The sequence below is a fragment of the Streptomyces lushanensis genome, from assembly GCF_001700515.1.
GTDB classification, from domain to species: Bacteria; Actinomycetota; Actinomycetes; order Streptomycetales; family Streptomycetaceae; genus Streptomyces; species Streptomyces lushanensis.
On record NZ_MAUD01000050.1, the window covers coordinates 1 to 14,605 of the forward strand.

At 69.2% G+C, this 14,605-nt stretch carries 16 protein-coding genes and 1 pseudogene; 6 read left to right on the forward strand and 11 right to left on the reverse strand.

Annotated elements, in window-relative coordinates:
* Positions 1-176 (reverse strand): annotated as a pseudogene (locus tag BFF77_RS36570) (phosphoglucomutase, alpha-D-glucose phosphate-specific); the annotation flags it as partial.
* Positions 177-624: 448 nt separating this feature from the next.
* Here BFF77_RS36570 and BFF77_RS04275 point away from each other — a divergent pair.
* Positions 625-2,196, forward strand: coding sequence for a M1 family metallopeptidase (locus tag BFF77_RS04275; protein ID WP_066943920.1), 1,572 nt, complete (start codon positions 625-627; stop codon positions 2,194-2,196).
* A gap of 126 nt (positions 2,197-2,322) precedes the next feature.
* On the opposite strand, the gene BFF77_RS04280 is transcribed toward BFF77_RS04275, so the two are convergent.
* Entirely contained in the window at positions 2,323-2,892 is a 570-nt protein-coding gene (locus tag BFF77_RS04280) for an inositol oxygenase family protein (RefSeq protein WP_066943922.1), read from the reverse strand.
* A gap of 264 nt (positions 2,893-3,156) precedes the next feature.
* On the opposite strand from BFF77_RS04280, the gene BFF77_RS04285 reads away from it, so the two are divergent.
* Entirely contained in the window at positions 3,157-3,507 is a 351-nt protein-coding gene (locus tag BFF77_RS04285; RefSeq protein WP_066943924.1) for a luciferase domain-containing protein, read from the forward strand.
* A gap of 102 nt (positions 3,508-3,609) precedes the next feature.
* Complete coding sequence (locus BFF77_RS04290; RefSeq protein ID WP_066943926.1) at positions 3,610-3,822, forward strand: antitoxin; 213 nt, start codon at positions 3,610-3,612, stop codon at positions 3,820-3,822.
* A gap of 143 nt (positions 3,823-3,965) precedes the next feature.
* On the opposite strand, the gene BFF77_RS04295 is transcribed toward BFF77_RS04290, so the two are convergent.
* A complete protein-coding gene (locus BFF77_RS04295; RefSeq protein WP_245703207.1) occupies positions 3,966-4,658 on the reverse strand; it encodes an endonuclease in 693 nt (230 codons plus the stop codon).
* A 172-nt stretch (positions 4,659-4,830) separates the two neighbouring features.
* Here BFF77_RS04295 and BFF77_RS04300 point away from each other — a divergent pair, with 172 nt between their 5' ends.
* Entirely contained in the window at positions 4,831-6,051 is a 1,221-nt protein-coding gene (locus tag BFF77_RS04300) for an SGNH/GDSL hydrolase family protein (protein ID WP_066943928.1), read from the forward strand.
* Between the two features lie 219 nt (positions 6,052-6,270).
* A complete protein-coding gene (locus tag BFF77_RS04305) occupies positions 6,271-6,813 on the forward strand; it encodes a DoxX family protein (RefSeq protein ID WP_066943930.1) in 543 nt (180 codons plus the stop codon).
* Between the two features lie 138 nt (positions 6,814-6,951).
* Here BFF77_RS04305 and BFF77_RS04310 read toward each other — a convergent pair whose 3' ends face one another.
* The gene (locus BFF77_RS04310) at positions 6,952-9,672 is read right to left on the reverse strand and encodes a glycosyl hydrolase family 95 catalytic domain-containing protein (RefSeq protein WP_211280150.1); all 2,721 of its coding nucleotides are present in this window, start codon (positions 9,670-9,672) and stop codon (positions 6,952-6,954) included.
* Between the two features lie 390 nt (positions 9,673-10,062).
* Here BFF77_RS04310 and BFF77_RS04315 point away from each other — a divergent pair, with 390 nt between their 5' ends.
* Positions 10,063-10,611: a DUF6328 family protein gene (locus tag BFF77_RS04315; protein ID WP_066943932.1), complete on the forward strand. Its 549-nt coding sequence runs from the start codon at positions 10,063-10,065 to the stop codon at positions 10,609-10,611.
* Positions 10,612-10,683: 72 nt separating this feature from the next.
* Here the strand turns inward: BFF77_RS04315 and BFF77_RS04320 are convergent, their stop codons facing one another.
* From BFF77_RS04320 to BFF77_RS04350, 7 genes are all read right to left on the reverse strand, one after another.
* A complete protein-coding gene (locus BFF77_RS04320; protein ID WP_066943934.1) occupies positions 10,684-11,217 on the reverse strand; it encodes a DUF6328 family protein in 534 nt (177 codons plus the stop codon).
* Positions 11,218-11,290: 73 nt separating this feature from the next.
* Positions 11,291-11,659 carry a gas vesicle protein K gene (locus BFF77_RS04325; protein ID WP_066943943.1) on the reverse strand — a complete coding sequence of 123 codons (369 nt, stop codon included), beginning with the start codon at positions 11,657-11,659 and terminating at the stop codon, positions 11,291-11,293.
* Between the two features lie 122 nt (positions 11,660-11,781).
* The gene (locus tag BFF77_RS04330) at positions 11,782-12,090 is read right to left on the reverse strand and encodes a gas vesicle protein (RefSeq protein ID WP_066943936.1); all 309 of its coding nucleotides are present in this window, start codon (positions 12,088-12,090) and stop codon (positions 11,782-11,784) included.
* A complete protein-coding gene (locus BFF77_RS04335) occupies positions 12,087-12,968 on the reverse strand; it encodes a GvpL/GvpF family gas vesicle protein (protein WP_066943937.1) in 882 nt (293 codons plus the stop codon). Before BFF77_RS04335 ends, BFF77_RS04330 begins: the two co-directional genes overlap by 4 nt.
* A 3-nt stretch (positions 12,969-12,971) precedes the next feature.
* Positions 12,972-13,499 (reverse strand): gas vesicle protein, encoded by a 528-nt coding sequence (locus BFF77_RS36575; RefSeq protein WP_425424336.1) that lies wholly within the window; start codon positions 13,497-13,499, stop codon positions 12,972-12,974.
* Positions 13,500-13,575: 76 nt separating this feature from the next.
* The gene (locus tag BFF77_RS04345; protein ID WP_066943939.1) at positions 13,576-13,872 is read right to left on the reverse strand and encodes a gas vesicle protein GvpG; all 297 of its coding nucleotides are present in this window, start codon (positions 13,870-13,872) and stop codon (positions 13,576-13,578) included.
* A gap of 63 nt (positions 13,873-13,935) precedes the next feature.
* On the reverse strand, positions 13,936-14,605 hold a 670-nt coding region (locus BFF77_RS04350), incomplete at its 5' end, for a GvpL/GvpF family gas vesicle protein (protein ID WP_066943941.1).

Sequence of the window (14,605 nt, forward strand, 5' to 3'; positions counted from 1 at the left end):
TGGTCCTCGTTGAACGCCGTGGCCAGGGACGATCCGCGGTGCCCGGAGGTCCCGAACGCGACGCGCTGGCCCGGCTCGCCCGGATCCGGACGCAGCGCGTAGTACGCGGTCACCAGGCGGGCGACATCGATGAGATCCTCCGGCCGGGCCGGCTGTCCCGCTCGTTCGTGCGGCATCTGCCCACTCCTCCAGGTCGGTTGCTGCGATCGGTTCGCGGTCCTATTTTCCCGGGCCGTCGCCGCGCGTGGCGGGTGCCCCACCGCAGGGGACGTTCCCGCCGGGCACACGGGGAACCGTCCGCCGCGGCCTGACGTGCCATCAGCTTCCCGGGGCACGCCGGATGGAGCACCGAGCCCGGCTTTTTCCGGCGGACCGCATAAAATGCCGACATTTCCCGGGCCGGAACACGGCCGGCTTCCACGGGGGGAACATGTGATCACCCGCGCCGCGCCCATCACGGCCGGCGTCTTCGCCGCCTTCATCCTCGCACGGGGGACCGGTACCGGTTCCGTGACCGGTACCGGGATGTCGGGAACCGGCCATGACGCCCATGCGTCAAGGCAGTTGGCGTGATCATTTTTGGTCGGATCACGCCGGTCGGATTGCACTTACCGAAAGAGGAACATGCGATATCGCACAAGAGTGACGGCCCCGGCGGTCGCGCTCCTCGGCACAGCAGCAGCCGCCACCTTCTCCCCGGCCGCCCAGGCGCAGAGCGCCGACGGCCGCGGCGGACGGGACGTCCGGCACGGCGGGACCCCGGGCGGCGGCAGTCTGGGTGATCCCGTCTATCCGGTGATCGGCAACACCGGATACCGTGTCGCCGCCTATCTGCTGGACTTCACCTACCGCGCCGACACCAGGCTCGTCGACGCGAGCGTCACCGTCACCGCGCACGCCACCCAGGATCTCTCCGCTTTCTCCCTCGACGCGGTCGGTTTCGTGGTCCACGGAGTCTGGGTGGGCGGCCGGGAGGCGGTCTTCGAGCAGCAGGCCGAGAAGCTGGTCGTCACGCCGCCCTCGTGTGTGGCGAACCGTGAGAAGTTCACCGTACGCGTCGACTACACCGCCGATCCCCGCAAGATCGCGCCGCCGTACAACGGCTGGGTGCCCACTCCCGACGGCTTCGCCGTGGCCGGGCAGCCGGATCTGGCGCGCACGGTCTTCCCGTGCAACGACCACCCCAGCGACAAGGCCGACTTCACCTTCCGTATCACCGCGCCCGAGGGACTGACGGCCGTCGCGACCGGTTCGCTGGTCTCCACCAGGAAGGCGAACGGCACCACCACCGTCACCTACCGCTCGCGTGACCCGCTCGCCACCGAGCTGGTGCAGATCACCGTGGGCGACTACCGGATCGTCGAACGGCCGGGCCCGAGCGGACTGCGGCTGCGCGATGTCGTACCGACCGCGCGCGCGGCGGCACTCGAGCCGGCCCTCGCCCTGACGCCCCATCAGCTCACCTGGCTGGAGCAGCGGCTGGGCGCCTTCCCGTTCGAGGCGTACGGCATCCTGCCCGCGAACACCGACGATCCCAACGCCTTCGACTTCACCGGTCTGGAGACCCAGACCCTCACCATCTACAAGCCGAACTTCCTTCTCCAGACGGAGAATCTGATCGGTTCGCACATGATGCACGAGCTGGTCCACTCCTGGTTCGGCAATCTCGTCTCGCCCGCCACCTGGGCCGATCTGTGGCTCAACGAGGGCCACGCGGACTACTACGGGCTGCTGTACCGGTACGAGCGCGGCTGGCCCGACTCCATCGGCCTGACCAGCATGGAAGCCCGGATGAAGGACGTCTACTCCCGTGGCGACCAGTGGCGCAAGGACGGTGGTCCCGTCGCGGCGCCGACGGCGGCCACACTCTTCCACAGCCAGCGCTACACGGGCGGTGTGCTGGTCCTGTACGCGCTGTGGACGCTTGTGGGCGAGGAGGTCTTCACCCGTATCGAGCACACCTTCCTCGACCGGTACCGCAACTCCAGCGCCTCCACCGCGCAGTACATCGCCGTGGCCTCCGAGGTGTCGGGACAGGATCTGACCGGCTTCCTCACCGAGTGGCTGTACGGCACGAAGACGCCGAGGATGCCCGGCCACCCGGACTGGACGGTCACTCCGCCGACCGGCTCCGCCGCGCGCCTTCTGCCGCAGCCCAGTTCTCCGAAGGACCTGGGAAGCGCGACGCTCGGCTGACGCCCGGCCGGTACGACTTCCCGGTCCGTACGACTCCCCGGCCGGACGGGTCAGGGCCTCTCCTCGGGAGAGGCCCTGGAGGCCGTGGAGATCGCGCCGCTCGTGGTGCCGGCGGCCGTACCGTTCCTACTGGTACCGCGAGCGCACGCCGACATGATGGTGGCCGGCCGCGACCGATTCGAGGACCGGCCGCCAGTCCTCCATGATTCCCGCGTCCAGTCCGACGGTCCTGCCCTCGTCGTCGGCCCTGCGCAGCCGTACCGCGTCCTCGGCCAGCGGGTCCAGGACGAAGGCCTCCACCTCCGCCCGCGTCATCGCCCCGCCCTGGAGCCGCAGCGTCCGCGCGCTCCGCTCGGAGAGCGTGTGCCACGGCTCCACCGCGGCCAGATACCGCTTGGCGGGCACATGGAGCTGTACGAGACGGGCCACCCGGTCGCCGAGCAGCGGGCGTACGGCGTCGGCGGCCCGGTCCCCGTGCCCCGCGTCGTCACCGGGCAGCAGCAGACGGCCCAGATCGTGGACCAGACCGGCGATCTGGAGCTCCTTGTCGGCGGGATGCCGGCGGCGCAGCAGGGCGGCCGTCTGAAGGGCGTGGTCATGGAGATCGACGGCGTCGCCGCTGCGGTCGGGGGTGTCCCAGACGCCCCGGCACGCGTACAGGAGATCCATCAGCTCATCGACCGAGTTCGCAGCCATGCCGGCCCTTTCTCGTCCTGAAATGTCTGCCGTCGCCCTGCCGAGGAGATCATGAAGGGATGAACGTACCGACGGACGCGGCGTTGAACACGTGGCGAACAAAAGCCGTCGGCCCGAGGCGCGCCCGGCCGCCGCGGAACGGGACGGCATGACGTGGAATCAGGCAAAGACAAGCACATTTGTTCCTCGTTTCCCCTGTGCGCCGGGGTCGCGGTACGGCACGCTGATGGCATGAACGCTGCCAGACATGCCGGCGAACGGTTGATGACATGGCCGGGACTCAGTGGTGGCCGGGCCTATTGCGGCACAGATCCGTGCGTACGCTCGGGTACACAGGAAATAGTTCATTTCCACGGTGAGAACGAAGCAGATGTTCATCTCACCAACGCCATGATCGCCAGGCTTCGCCCGGCGCTCAAGAGGTCCACCGCGCTCCGGTTGAGGGCCGGCTGCGGGTGGGTCACCGTACGGCTCGACACCGGAGCGGACATCGATCTTCTGGTCACGCTGGTCAGTGCCGCGCTCCAGGCCGTCGCGGGGCTGCCCGAGGACGACGGCACGGGTGCGGTGAGCGATCCCTGCACTCGTCAGCGCGCCTACGCCCACTCCCGCTGATGCCCGGGTCCGGGGCCGGGTGGCCTCCGGACCACTGCGGATGCGGGATCGCCGGACACCGGTGATGGTGGACATGAACACGTTCCGAGCGAGGAGCCGAACATGTCGATGCTCGACAAGCTGAAGGGCCTCATCAAGGGGCATGAGAGCACGGTCCGCCAGGGGGTCGACAAGGCGGGCGACGCGTTCGACAGGAAGACGGGGAACAAGTACAAGGGGCAGGTCGACATGGCCCAGAAGAAGATCAATGAGCAGCTCGGCACCAACGAGCCGTCCCGTGAGCCGCCCCGCGACCACCGGCCGCCGGCGTCCTGACGCGAGAACCTCCTGAACGGACACGACGCCTCCGGGGCGAGGCCGTGTCCGACGCCGTATCCGATGTGTCCGACGCCGTAGCCCATGTGAAGGCGCCTTGCCGTGCGGGGGATTGCACGGAGAGGCGCCTCATGTGTGGCGGGCTACCGAGTCGCCTTCGTCCTCCCCGTCCGCCGTGTCGCTCTCTTCGTTGTCCCGCTCCCGGTTGTCCCGGTCCCGGTCCGTTCGAGAGCGGCCCGTACCATCGCCGCCGCGAAGACCGCGGGATCGGTGTGATCGGCCAGCCGTGCCAACTCCTGTGGCTCGTCGGGCAGTCCGCGCCTGCGCGCGCCCTGGAGGGTCTTCTCGTCGAGATACGGCGCGACCTCCGGCCAGACCCCCTGGACCTCGCGGAGGAAGATGTCCACGCCCACGGGACCGAGTCCGGGCACCTCCCGCAGCAGCGACCGCAGCGTGCCCGTGTCCCCGTCCGCCGTGTCGCGCAGCCGGCGCAGATCGCCGTGGTACTTGTCGAGCAGCAGTTCGGCGCCCGCGCCGAGCTGGGTCGAGGTGCGCTCGTCGTAGCGGCGGTAACCGCCCCGGCCGAGCGCGTCCACCCGCTGCTGCCAGGTGGCGTCCGCCATCCGGCGCGCGTCGCGCAGGCCGGCCTCCGAGAGGGCGCGGGAGGCCGCGACAGCGGTGTCGCTGCGGATGCGCGCGCTCAACAGACCGGACAGGACGAGCAGTTGGTAGAGCGGCTGGGGCGTGTTCCGCAGCTGGATCCCCGCTTGATCGGCGTAGGTACGGCCATGGGCCGCGAGCAGCTTCCGTACGGTCTCGCGATCGCTGGTCCCCATCGCGACGCACCTCCTCCGTCCGGCTGACATCGCCGTATCGGCTCCCGCTCTCTCCATTGTGACGCGGTCCGGCCGCGGTCGCACATGTGCGCGCGGCCGAACCGGAAGCGCTTTCTGTCCGTGCTATTTATGACATGAGCACGACCGTTTCTAGGAGAGGGTTCAACCCGCGATGAACAGAACGGTGTTACTCCTGCGCGCCCCCCGCGTGATCGCCGTCATCACCCTCGCTCTCGCCACCGTCCTCGCGATCCCCGCCGCTTCCTCCGCCCGTCCCGCCGCCACCACCGCCGTGGTCACCTGGGGCGCCAGCGCCGACCGGATGGACGCCGCCGTCCCCGACCGGACCCACCGGATCGTCGTGCGCACCAGCGCGGGCGGCAGCGGACTGCGGATCCGGCTCTCCAACGCCTTCGGCGAGCAGCCGGTGACCTTCGGCCGCGCCTACGTCGGGGTACGGGCGTCCGGTGCCGCAGTGGCCCCCGGCACCAACCGCGCGCTGTCCTTCGGCGGCGCCGCCTCCGTCACCGTCCCGGCGGGCGGCTCCGTCTACAGCGACGCGCTGGCGGGCACCGTGGCTCCGCAGGCCGATCTCGCCGTCAGCGTGTACGTACGGAACGCGGCCGGCACGGCCACCGGCCACCGGATGGGGCACCAGACCTCCTACTTCACGCCCGCGGGAGATCACGCGGCCGAGGAGTCCGCCGCCGCCTACACCCAGCGGACGGGCTTCCGCTTCTATCTGGACGCGGTCGTGGTCGACGCCCCGGTCGGCACCGGAGCCGTCGTGGCGCTCGGCGACTCGATCACCGACGGTGCCAGCTCGACCGCGGACACCAATCGCCGCTGGCCCGACTTCCTCGCGGGACGCCTGCGGAACGATCCGGGGAGCACGCTCAAGGGCGTCGCCAACGAGGGGATCTCCGGCAACAAGGTCCTCTCCGACGGCGCCGGGGTGAGCGCGCTGAAGCGGCTGGACCGTGATGTGCTGTCACAGCGCGGTCTGCGTACGGTGATCCTGCTCGAAGGCGTCAACGACATCAAGGCCACGCCCGCGCCCACGGCGGCCCAGCTGATCGACGGATACCGCCGGATCATCGACCGGAGCCATGCAGCCGGGGTCTGTGTGGCCGGGGCGACCGTCCTGCCGTACGAGGGCTGGTTCGAGTGGAACGCGGGCGGTGAGGCGATCCGCCAGGAGGTCAACGCCTTCATCCGGAGCAGCGGCGCCTTCGACGCCGTCGTGGACTTCGACGCGGCGCTCAAGGACCCCGCGGCTCCGGCGAAGATCCGGCCCGCGTACGACAGCGGGGACCATCTGCACCCGAACGACGCGGGGATGAAGGCCATGGCCGACGCCATCGATCTGGCACGCCTGCGCTGCGCTCGGTAACACCCGTGCCGCGCCGGGGGTGGGCAAACCCGCTCGCCCCCGGCGCCGGCCCGCGGTGCGGGGGCGCGGTGCCGGGGCGGTGCCGGGTGTGCGGGGCCTCCCGGCCGACCCGTACGGCCCAGCAACGCTGCCCCCTCGCAGGCCGCTCCGCCGAGAGTGGAGTCGTACGTCCTTACTCCTCGGCGCGCCTGACGCACCCCCCACACCCCGGAGCCCGCCATGACCTGTGTGAACCGACGCGACCTCGGACTGCTCGGCCTGCGGCTCGGCGTCGGAGCCGTCCTGGCCGTGCACGGCACCCAGAAACTCTTCGGCTGGTTCGGCGGTGGCGGGATCGGCGGGACCGCCCGGGGGATGGAGGCGATGGGCTACCGGCCCGGCAGACCGAGCGCGATCGCCTCCGCGCTCGCCGAGACCGGAGGCGGTGTGCTGCTGGCCCTCGGACTGGCCACCCCGGCGGCCGGCGCGGCGGCGGCCGGCGGTATGGCGGGAGCGTCGGCGGTGCACGTGCCCAACGGGTTCTTCAATCAGTCGGGCGGCTTCGAGTATCCGGGCCTTCTCGGCTGGACCGCGGCCTGCGTCGGTCTCATGGGAGCGGGCCGCTACTCCCTGGACCATGTCACCTGCCACCGGCTCGACCAGCGGTGGATGGTTCCCGTCGCCTTCGCGGCCAGTGCGGCGGGTGCGGCGCTGGTCATCGGCAAGCGGGCCAGGGACATGGCGGCGGCTGCCCGGGAGAGCGACGAGGGCGTGCCCGCCTGAGAACGGGACGGGCGGTGACGGAGAACGGGACGGGCGGTGACCGCCGCCGCGGTCACCGCCCTCTCCCCTGTGCGAAGGTGCCTCCCGCGCGTGGGCGCGTCCGTGTGGGGACGCGCCCACGCCTGGGCCTCCGAGTGGCTACGGAGTGATGCGGAAGGCGTCGATCATGCCGACCGCTGTGCTCCTGTTGACGATCCTGATGGTGTGCGAGCCCCGGGAGAGGCCCGTTTTCTGCCAGACGGTCTGCTGGGCCTGCCGGGCGCCGCTGATTCTCAGATCGACCGTCGCCTGGAAGGCGTTGTCCAGATAGACGTCCACCGTTCCCATGTCACCGTTGCGTTCGGAGAGGTACTGGATCCCGGTGCCGGTGAAGGTGTACTGCGCCGTCGCTCCCACCGTGTTGCTGTGATGGGTGTCGTCGTTGTAGTCGCCGTAGCCCCGGTTGGTCGTGAGGTACCAGTTGCTGTCGTAGGTCACGGCCGTGTTGTTGACCATCGGGTTCGCGGTCGAGCCGAGCCCCAGCGTGGAGTTGGTGTTCGCCAGCGACTTGGCGTCCTGGTTGGCCGTTCCCGTGAGCTGGGTGGAGGTGTACGAGCTGAGCGGCTTGGCGGTGCGCTCGACGACGTACACGGTGTTGGCCGTGGTGCTGAGCGCGAACTCCGCCGCGCTGGTGGTCTGCATGATCGCGTTGTCGGAGACCCGGCGGACACGGACCTGCTGTGTTCCCCACGGGTTCACGACCCGGGTGCTGTTGCCGTACTGGCTCTTGATTCCCACGTACTTGATCTCGCCGGCCTCGCGCTCCGAGCTGACGATGAAGCCGCCCTTGGCGAGCAGGCTGAACTTGCCGACGAAGCTGGAGTCCGAGGGCGCGGCCGGGAAGACCCGGATCTTGTCGTTGTACGACTGGAGCAGCGACTCGTTCATCGCCGTCAGATGCACACCGAGGTACTCGAAGACACCGTTGGTGTTGGCCGTCAGACCGTTCGGGTAGTTCTGGTACTGGCGCAGCATGGTCTTCATGCCCTGGAAGGTCTGGTCGCCGAGACCGAGCCTGGCCGCCTGGACCGCGTCGTTCGCCCATACGTTGCCGTACGGGAACGGACGGGCGTTCCAGGTGTTGATGGCCTTCTGCTGGTCCGGATAGCCGATCCCGGTGAGGTCGTAGGGCCAGATGATCTCGGCCGCCACATTCTCGTTGTTGCGTGTCTGGGAGATCGGAGGCGTGTGCGGCAGATACACATTCGCGTCCGACGGATACGCGATCAGATTGTCCAGGATCCGCTGCCACTGCGGACGCAGATCGGCGTCCAGGCCCAGATCGGCGCCGGTCTGGATGGCCAGCGGGAACAGGGTGCGCACGGCGGCCAGATCGGTGATGGCGTTCGGCACGTTCCAGTAGGTCTCGTGCGAATTGGACGTGGCCACGTAGTACTTGCCGGTGGCGCTGTCGTAGGAGAGCTTCGCCGCGTAGAACTTGGCGACCTCACGCATGAACGGATAGGCCGTGTTCCGCAGGTAGTTGGTGTCGTTGGTGTACTTGGCCTGGAGGTACATGTTGTACGCGGCCTCGGCACCGGTCGACCAGATGTTCTTGGTGTAGTCGCTGTTGATCGTGCCACGGGCGTTGCCGTCCCAGCCCATGGTCTCCGGTACCCAGATCCCGTCCACGTTGTACCTGGTCCGGGTGTACGCCTTCAGCGCGTCGAAGTTGCGGCTGTACAGCTTGTTGAACCCGGTGAACAGATCGGCGTGGTTGGAGGCCAGGAACGAGTTGTAGACGTCCCGTTGGTTCCAGTACCAGTACGAATTGCTCCACTTCGTGGCGTCCCCGGTGGCCCGGAAGGTGCCGTTGATGAAGTGGAACGGGTAGTTCGCGTATCCGCCGGCGGCGATCATGTACGTGCTGAGGTAGTACACGTTCTCCATGTAGTCCGCTTCACGGGACCCGTTGGAGTACTGCACGAACGACTTCTGCCAGAACGAGTGCCACCAGTTGCGGTAGTTGTTCAGGGTGGTCGAGTATCCCGTGCCCTTCACCGAGTTCAGCGCGTTCTTGGCCTGGGTCACCGAGCCGTTGCCGGGAGCGTTGACCCGGCTGCTGGCGGTGAACCAGATCGTGTAGCTGTTGGACGGTGTGATCGTCAGCCGTACCTTGCGGCCGTCGACGACCTGGGCGGAGTACGCGGCGCCCTCCACGGTCGCCGCCAGGGTGTAGCCGAACTTCTGCGGATCGGCCTGGCCGCGGCTCAGTCCGGCGCCCGTGGAGTCGGCGTAGGTGGACACCGTCTTCCAGGTGTCGAGATTGGGCACGTCGCCGCTGTTCCCGAGCTGGCTGACATCCCACAGGCTCAGGTCCAGCGCGATGCTGGACACTCCGCTGCGGGTGTCGTCCACATGGATGCCCATCACCTCGGAGTTCGGTGAACCCATGACGGTGACGGTCCGGTTGTTGTCGTACTTGGTGGTCAGCGTTCCGTCGTACAGCGAGAGACGCTGCTGGTAGGTGGAGTACCCGCTGTCCATCGCCGGAGTGGTGGCCAGATTGAGCAGACCGCCGCCGAACGCGGTCTGCTGGGAGGTGTCGACGCCGGACACCTGCATGGACAGACCGTTGTTCTGCCACGCCATGGCACCGATACGGCCGTTGCCGACGGTCAGGCCGTGATCGGGATTGGTGTTGGGGCGGTTGTAGACGATGTCGTGCTTGGAGAGATAGCTCGCGTAGTCGACGTTCAGCGCGCCGGTCGCGTTGTTGAAGGCGGCGTCGGTGGTCGAGGCGGACGCCGGACCACCGGCGAGACCGCCCAGCAGACAGACGGAGGCGAGGACGAATGCGACTATTCGGTTGGGTCTCATCGTGTGTCACTCCCACGAGTGGCGAGGGGGTGCCGAAAGGCAAGGGGACGTACGGGTTCGCGATGGCGCGGGAACACCTGGTCGGCACGGTGATCCACGAAGCAGCACGGTGGTGACATGTTCGCAACATGCAGTGAACATCGGAGGTTTCAGGCCGTCAAGTAGCCGCGCAGAACTATTCCGCAGCCTTGTTCATGCATTGATCGGATCTCCATGGATACGGTCTGCTGCGGCCGGTCGCAGTGGGCCGATGAGGACGGCCCCGGTGCCGTCCTGCGGCCACTTGCGCCCACCCGGTGGTACGAAGGGCGGCCACACGCTTGTATGCGCATGCGGGACGGGAAAGGGCCCGTCGTCGGCGATGCCGTCGTGGGGATCCCGAGGAGGGCCATGGCAGACGACGGCGGGCGGCCGGAGCGCGAGGGAGCCGCGGACGGGGACGACCGGGCGCACGGCTTCGCGCGGCACGAGACTCCGGAGCAGCGGGCGGACCGCCAGTGGGGTGAGATGCTCCAGGAAGTGCGGGTGACGCAGACGGGGGCGCAGATCCTGTTCGGCTTCCTGCTCAGCGTCGCCTTCACGCCCCGTTTCGCGCGGCTGGGCTGGTTCGACAAGGACCTCTATGTGGTCACCGTGGTCCTCGGAGCTCTGGCCACCGGGGCGCTCGTCGCCCCTGTCTCCGTACACCGCATGCTGGCCGGACACCGCCACAAACCCCAGCTCGTCCGTATGACGGGCCGGCTGATCGCGACCGGCATCGCCCTGCTCGCCGCCGCCATCGCCTGCGCGGTACTCCTCCTGCTCCGGGTCGCACTGGAATCCGGCTACGCCTGGGCTGTCGCGGCCGTCGTACTGGCCTGGTTCGCGAGCTGCTGGCTGGTCCTGCCGTTGGTCCTCAAGCGCCGTCTGGAACGAGAGGACCGACAGGGACGACGGTGACAGGGGTGACAGGGGTGACAGGGACGACGGTGACAGGAGTGACAGGGGTGACGCCCGTCGGGGGTGTCCTCGTCAGTCGTTGTCGGTGAGGCGGAAACGCGCCCACAGGGGGAGGGCGAACCAGCACAGCAGGTACCAGGCGACCACGGTGGAGACCAGCCACGGTACGAACCCGTTGTGGGTGGCCGTGCGGAGCACCAGGAAGAGGGCGGACGTCAGGGTGGCGAGCAGCAGGACCATACCGGTGAACGTCAGCCGCGAAGCCCAGGTGACGGCCTGGGGTTTGATGCGCCGCCCGGAGACGATCCGGTGGAAGGCCACGGGCCCGATCAGTGCTCCCGTGGCGAGCGCGCCGAGCACCACGGTGACGATGTAGATGGTCTTGTCGGTCTGCTCAAGACCCTGGAAGTGCGGTGTGAAGACCACGGTCAGCAGGAATCCGAAGAGGATCTGGACCCCGGTCTGCGTGACCCGTATCTCCTGGATGAGTTCCTGCCAGCGCCGGTCGGCCCGTTCGTCGGCGGTCTCCTCGCGGCCTCTTCCGGGGCCGGCGCCGGACTCGGCCTGCGGGGAAGTGGCTTCTGCGAAGGGGTTACTGGTGTTCACTCGTCCTCCGGGAGGTAGCGGCTCGGTGCCGTCCGTCTACCCCGGCCTTCGCACAAGAGGCATGAAGACGCGGTCAGGCCGGTGGGAGCAGGGTTCCCAGAGGGCCCAGATCGAGGTTGAGGTCTTCCATCGTCAGGTCGTAGCGCTCGCACAGCTCCGTCATCCGGTCGTGGAGAAGCATCAGGGTCATACCGATACGCTCTTCCTGATCCTCCGTCAGGTCCTCCTGTTCGACGCGGTGCAGGGCCTGACGCTCCATCAACTGACGGAGGAGTTCGACGATCGTGAGCACCAGTCTGACCAGGTCACGCTCCACGGTGTCCTGATCGGTGTGCAGACGCTGGGCGATCCGCCGGCCCTGGCCGTCCTCGGGCGGGATGTCGTCCGGGCCCGCCGGGAGCAGCCGGAAGACATCCGACGCGGCCCGTGTGACCTCGTCCAGGTCCCGGACGTACGTGGGGCGCTCCTTGCGCTCCCGGTGCTCCTGGCGCTCCTGGCGCCCTCGGTGTTCCGCCGCCCGGCCCCGCCCGTTCCGGTCGCCGCGCTCGGCCCCCCGGCCGCCGTTCACGTGTCGGTCCCGGTCGCCGGGCCGAGCGGAAGGTCAAGGGCGGGGCTCGCGACGGAGAGCTCCCGCGAGCGCTGTTCCTCCGCGCGGCCGGACTCCGCGCGGATCGACACGATCAGGGCCCGGAGCGAGATCCGTACCAGATCGACGTCCGCGATGGAGAGGGTCAGATCACCGGTCAGCACCACGCCTCCGGTCAGCAGCCGGTCGAGAAGGTCGATCAGCGCGATCTGCCGCCCGACGAGCGGCCGTTCGCCGTCCTGCTCCTGCCATGTGACCGGGTCACCGGGCCGGGCGCCAGGGGTCACGGCGCACCCACCTCCTCGTCCGCGGCGTCCGTTCCCGATTCCGTCTCCTGCCGCCTCGCCCGTTCCGTCTCCTCACGGATGTCGTCGTCGGTGTGCTCGGGGGCGGTGAACGAGTACGGCGCCCAGGGGCCGGTTGTCTCCACGCGGATGCCGCCGAGGCCCTCGGCGGCACCTTCCACCCGTGCCCGGAAGTCGTCCCCGCTCCCGCGCGGGACGAGATAGGCGTCGTTGGTGACGTTGTAACCGGGCCCGGTCGCCAGCTCACCCTGCTGGAGGCGGTGCTGGACGCGCTCGACGGCGAGGACGCGGGCTTCGGCGTCCACCCGGAGCACCGCGTCGCGGGCCGCGCGCCAGGCGTCCTCACCCGATCTGCGCTGCCGCTGACGGCCGCGCAGATAGTCACGGCCGGGACTGCCACCGGCCGACCCGGCCGTGGCGGCAGGGACCGGTGAACCGGCCGGCGGAGGCAGTGCGTACACCTTGACGCCCCACTCCACCTGGCCGTCGAGCCGCCCGAGCAACGTACGGAACTCTTCCGCGCGCCGGGCCAGCATGTCCCGTACCCGGTCGTCGTCGAGATGGAGCGTGGCCAGCCGCAGCGGAAGCACCGTGGTCCGGGCGAAGACCGTTTCGACGACGGCGTGATGGGCGCGGGCCACCGACTCCAGCCACTCCATGTCCTCCAGCCGGTCCTTGAGCGCGCTCTCGTCGAAATCACGCGCGGGTACGGGACTCGCCACCGCCGCCAGGCCGTGCGCGCGCACCAGCCGCACGGGAGCGCCGGCCACTCCGCGTACGCGGCGCAGTTCCTCGTCCAGGGCGTCCGGAGTGGCATCGGCACGCGTCACCGCGTAGCTGTACGTCATGTCCGCGCTCATCCGTCACCGCCTCCTCTCCCTGCGCTCTCTCCGCTCCCTGTCCCTCTCGTGCCTCTCGCGGCTCACGTGGCTCTCGCGCTTCTCGTACTCGTCCCTCTCGTCCCTCTCGGCTCTTCCGGCGTACCGGTCGTCCGCGGGTGCCTCGACGGCGGCCGGGGAGCGGTCGCGCAGGCTCTCCACCTCGGCGCGCAGCCGGCGGTTCTCCTCGGCCAGCGACGGTCCGGCGGTCTCCTCCCTGGCCCGGGACGAGAGCGACGGATCGTGTTCCCACCAGTCGATGCCCATCTCCTTGGCCTTGTCGACGGAGGCGACGAGCAACCGGAGCTTGATCGTGAGCAGTTCGATGTCCAGCAGGTTGATCTGGATGTCCCCGGCGATGACGATCCCCTTGTCGAGGACCCGTTCGAGGATGTCGGCGAGATTCGCCGAGGAACCCTGGCCGTACAGGGAGGCGGACGAGCCCTGCCCGTACGGGGAAACGGACTGCGTGGGGCGCGGGACGGGCTGTCGGGCCGAAGTCGGGTCCGTCACGATGCATCAGTCTCGATCCTGGTCGCTCGGCGGTCGGCGGCGCTCCGTGCGAGCGCGGCGGTCTTCGTCCTCGCCCTCAGCGCTCCTCCGCTTCTCCGTCCTCGTACCGCGCGGCGGGCTCGGGAAGCGGGCCGCCCGAACGCGCGCTTTCGATGGCGTCGAGCCGGTCGAGAAGCTCGTCCTCGCGGCGGTCGAACTCCGCCTCGTCGACGCGCCCCTCCAGCAGCTCCCTTTCGAGATCGGCGAGTTGGCGCTCGATGGGCGTGGTGTCGTACGCCTCCTGCTCGGCGACCTCGACGACCCGTTCCACGACCCAGCCCACGCCCCGGACCGGCGCCAGCGGCACGGTCAGTATCTGGGTCAGCAGGCCCATGGCGGCACTCCCTTGTCTCGTCTCTCGTTCTCGAATCTCGTTCTCGAACCACTTCTTACGGACTCATACGAAGCTGTACGGAGGCAGCGGCCCCCTCGGCCGCAGCTCGATGCCGGGCGCGTACCGCTCGCCGAGCTTCTCCACGGCGGCGCCGAACTCCCGTGACCGGTCCCGGTCCACCAGGAACGACACATTGAGGAAGTCCTCCCCTTCGGCGCCGCCCCGCGTCTCGTCGACGGTGTACGGACGCAGCGCTCCGATCATCTCCGCGGCCAGGGCGTCCTGCCGCGCCCGCACCTCCGCGGCGATCAACTCGCCCAGTCTCAGGCGTTCCTCGTACGTTCCACCGCCGCGCCGGGTCGCCTCGCTCAGCCGCCGTACCTCCGCCGAGCGCTCGACCGCCCGGCGCACCGAGGTGTCTTCGTCCTCCGAGGCCTTGAGGCGGAACTCCACCCGCCCCGCGAGCCTCGCGAGCCGGTCGGCGTACGACTCCGCGTGCTCGTCGAGTGCCGCGCGCACCGCGTCGTCGTCCGGCGCGATCAGACCGAAGCGCAGGGGCAGGACCGCCTGTTCGGACAGCAGGCGCCGCTGGACGTCATGGTGGGCGCTGAGGTCTCTGCGTTTGGCCCGCAGATGCCGTGGCGCGTCACTGACGATCGCCTGGAGGGAGCCCTCCGCGACCGTACGCAGCTCAGGGGCCTCCTCGCCCACACCGTGCAGATCGTCCAGGCGC

Excerpts from the sequence above, each read along its gene's own strand:
- BFF77_RS04275 (WP_066943920.1), top strand. The coding sequence starts at position 625 with ATGCGATATCGCACAAGAGTGACGGCCCCGGCGGTCGCGCTCCTCGGC.
- BFF77_RS04280 (WP_066943922.1), bottom strand. The coding sequence starts at position 2,892 with ATGGCTGCGAACTCGGTCGATGAGCTGATGGATCTCCTGTACGCGTGC.
- BFF77_RS04285 (WP_066943924.1), top strand. The coding sequence starts at position 3,157 with ATGACATGGCCGGGACTCAGTGGTGGCCGGGCCTATTGCGGCACAGAT.
- BFF77_RS04290 (WP_066943926.1), top strand. The coding sequence starts at position 3,610 with ATGTCGATGCTCGACAAGCTGAAGGGCCTCATCAAGGGGCATGAGAGC.
- BFF77_RS04295 (WP_245703207.1), bottom strand. The coding sequence starts at position 4,658 with ATGGGGACCAGCGATCGCGAGACCGTACGGAAGCTGCTCGCGGCCCAT.
- BFF77_RS04300 (WP_066943928.1), top strand. The coding sequence starts at position 4,831 with ATGAACAGAACGGTGTTACTCCTGCGCGCCCCCCGCGTGATCGCCGTC.
- BFF77_RS04305 (WP_066943930.1), top strand. The coding sequence starts at position 6,271 with ATGACCTGTGTGAACCGACGCGACCTCGGACTGCTCGGCCTGCGGCTC.
- BFF77_RS04310 (WP_211280150.1), bottom strand. The coding sequence starts at position 9,672 with ATGAGACCCAACCGAATAGTCGCATTCGTCCTCGCCTCCGTCTGTCTG.
- BFF77_RS04315 (WP_066943932.1), top strand. The coding sequence starts at position 10,063 with ATGGCAGACGACGGCGGGCGGCCGGAGCGCGAGGGAGCCGCGGACGGG.
- BFF77_RS04335 (WP_066943937.1), bottom strand. The coding sequence starts at position 12,968 with ATGAGCGCGGACATGACGTACAGCTACGCGGTGACGCGTGCCGATGCC.
- BFF77_RS04345 (WP_066943939.1), bottom strand. The coding sequence starts at position 13,872 with ATGGGCCTGCTGACCCAGATACTGACCGTGCCGCTGGCGCCGGTCCGG.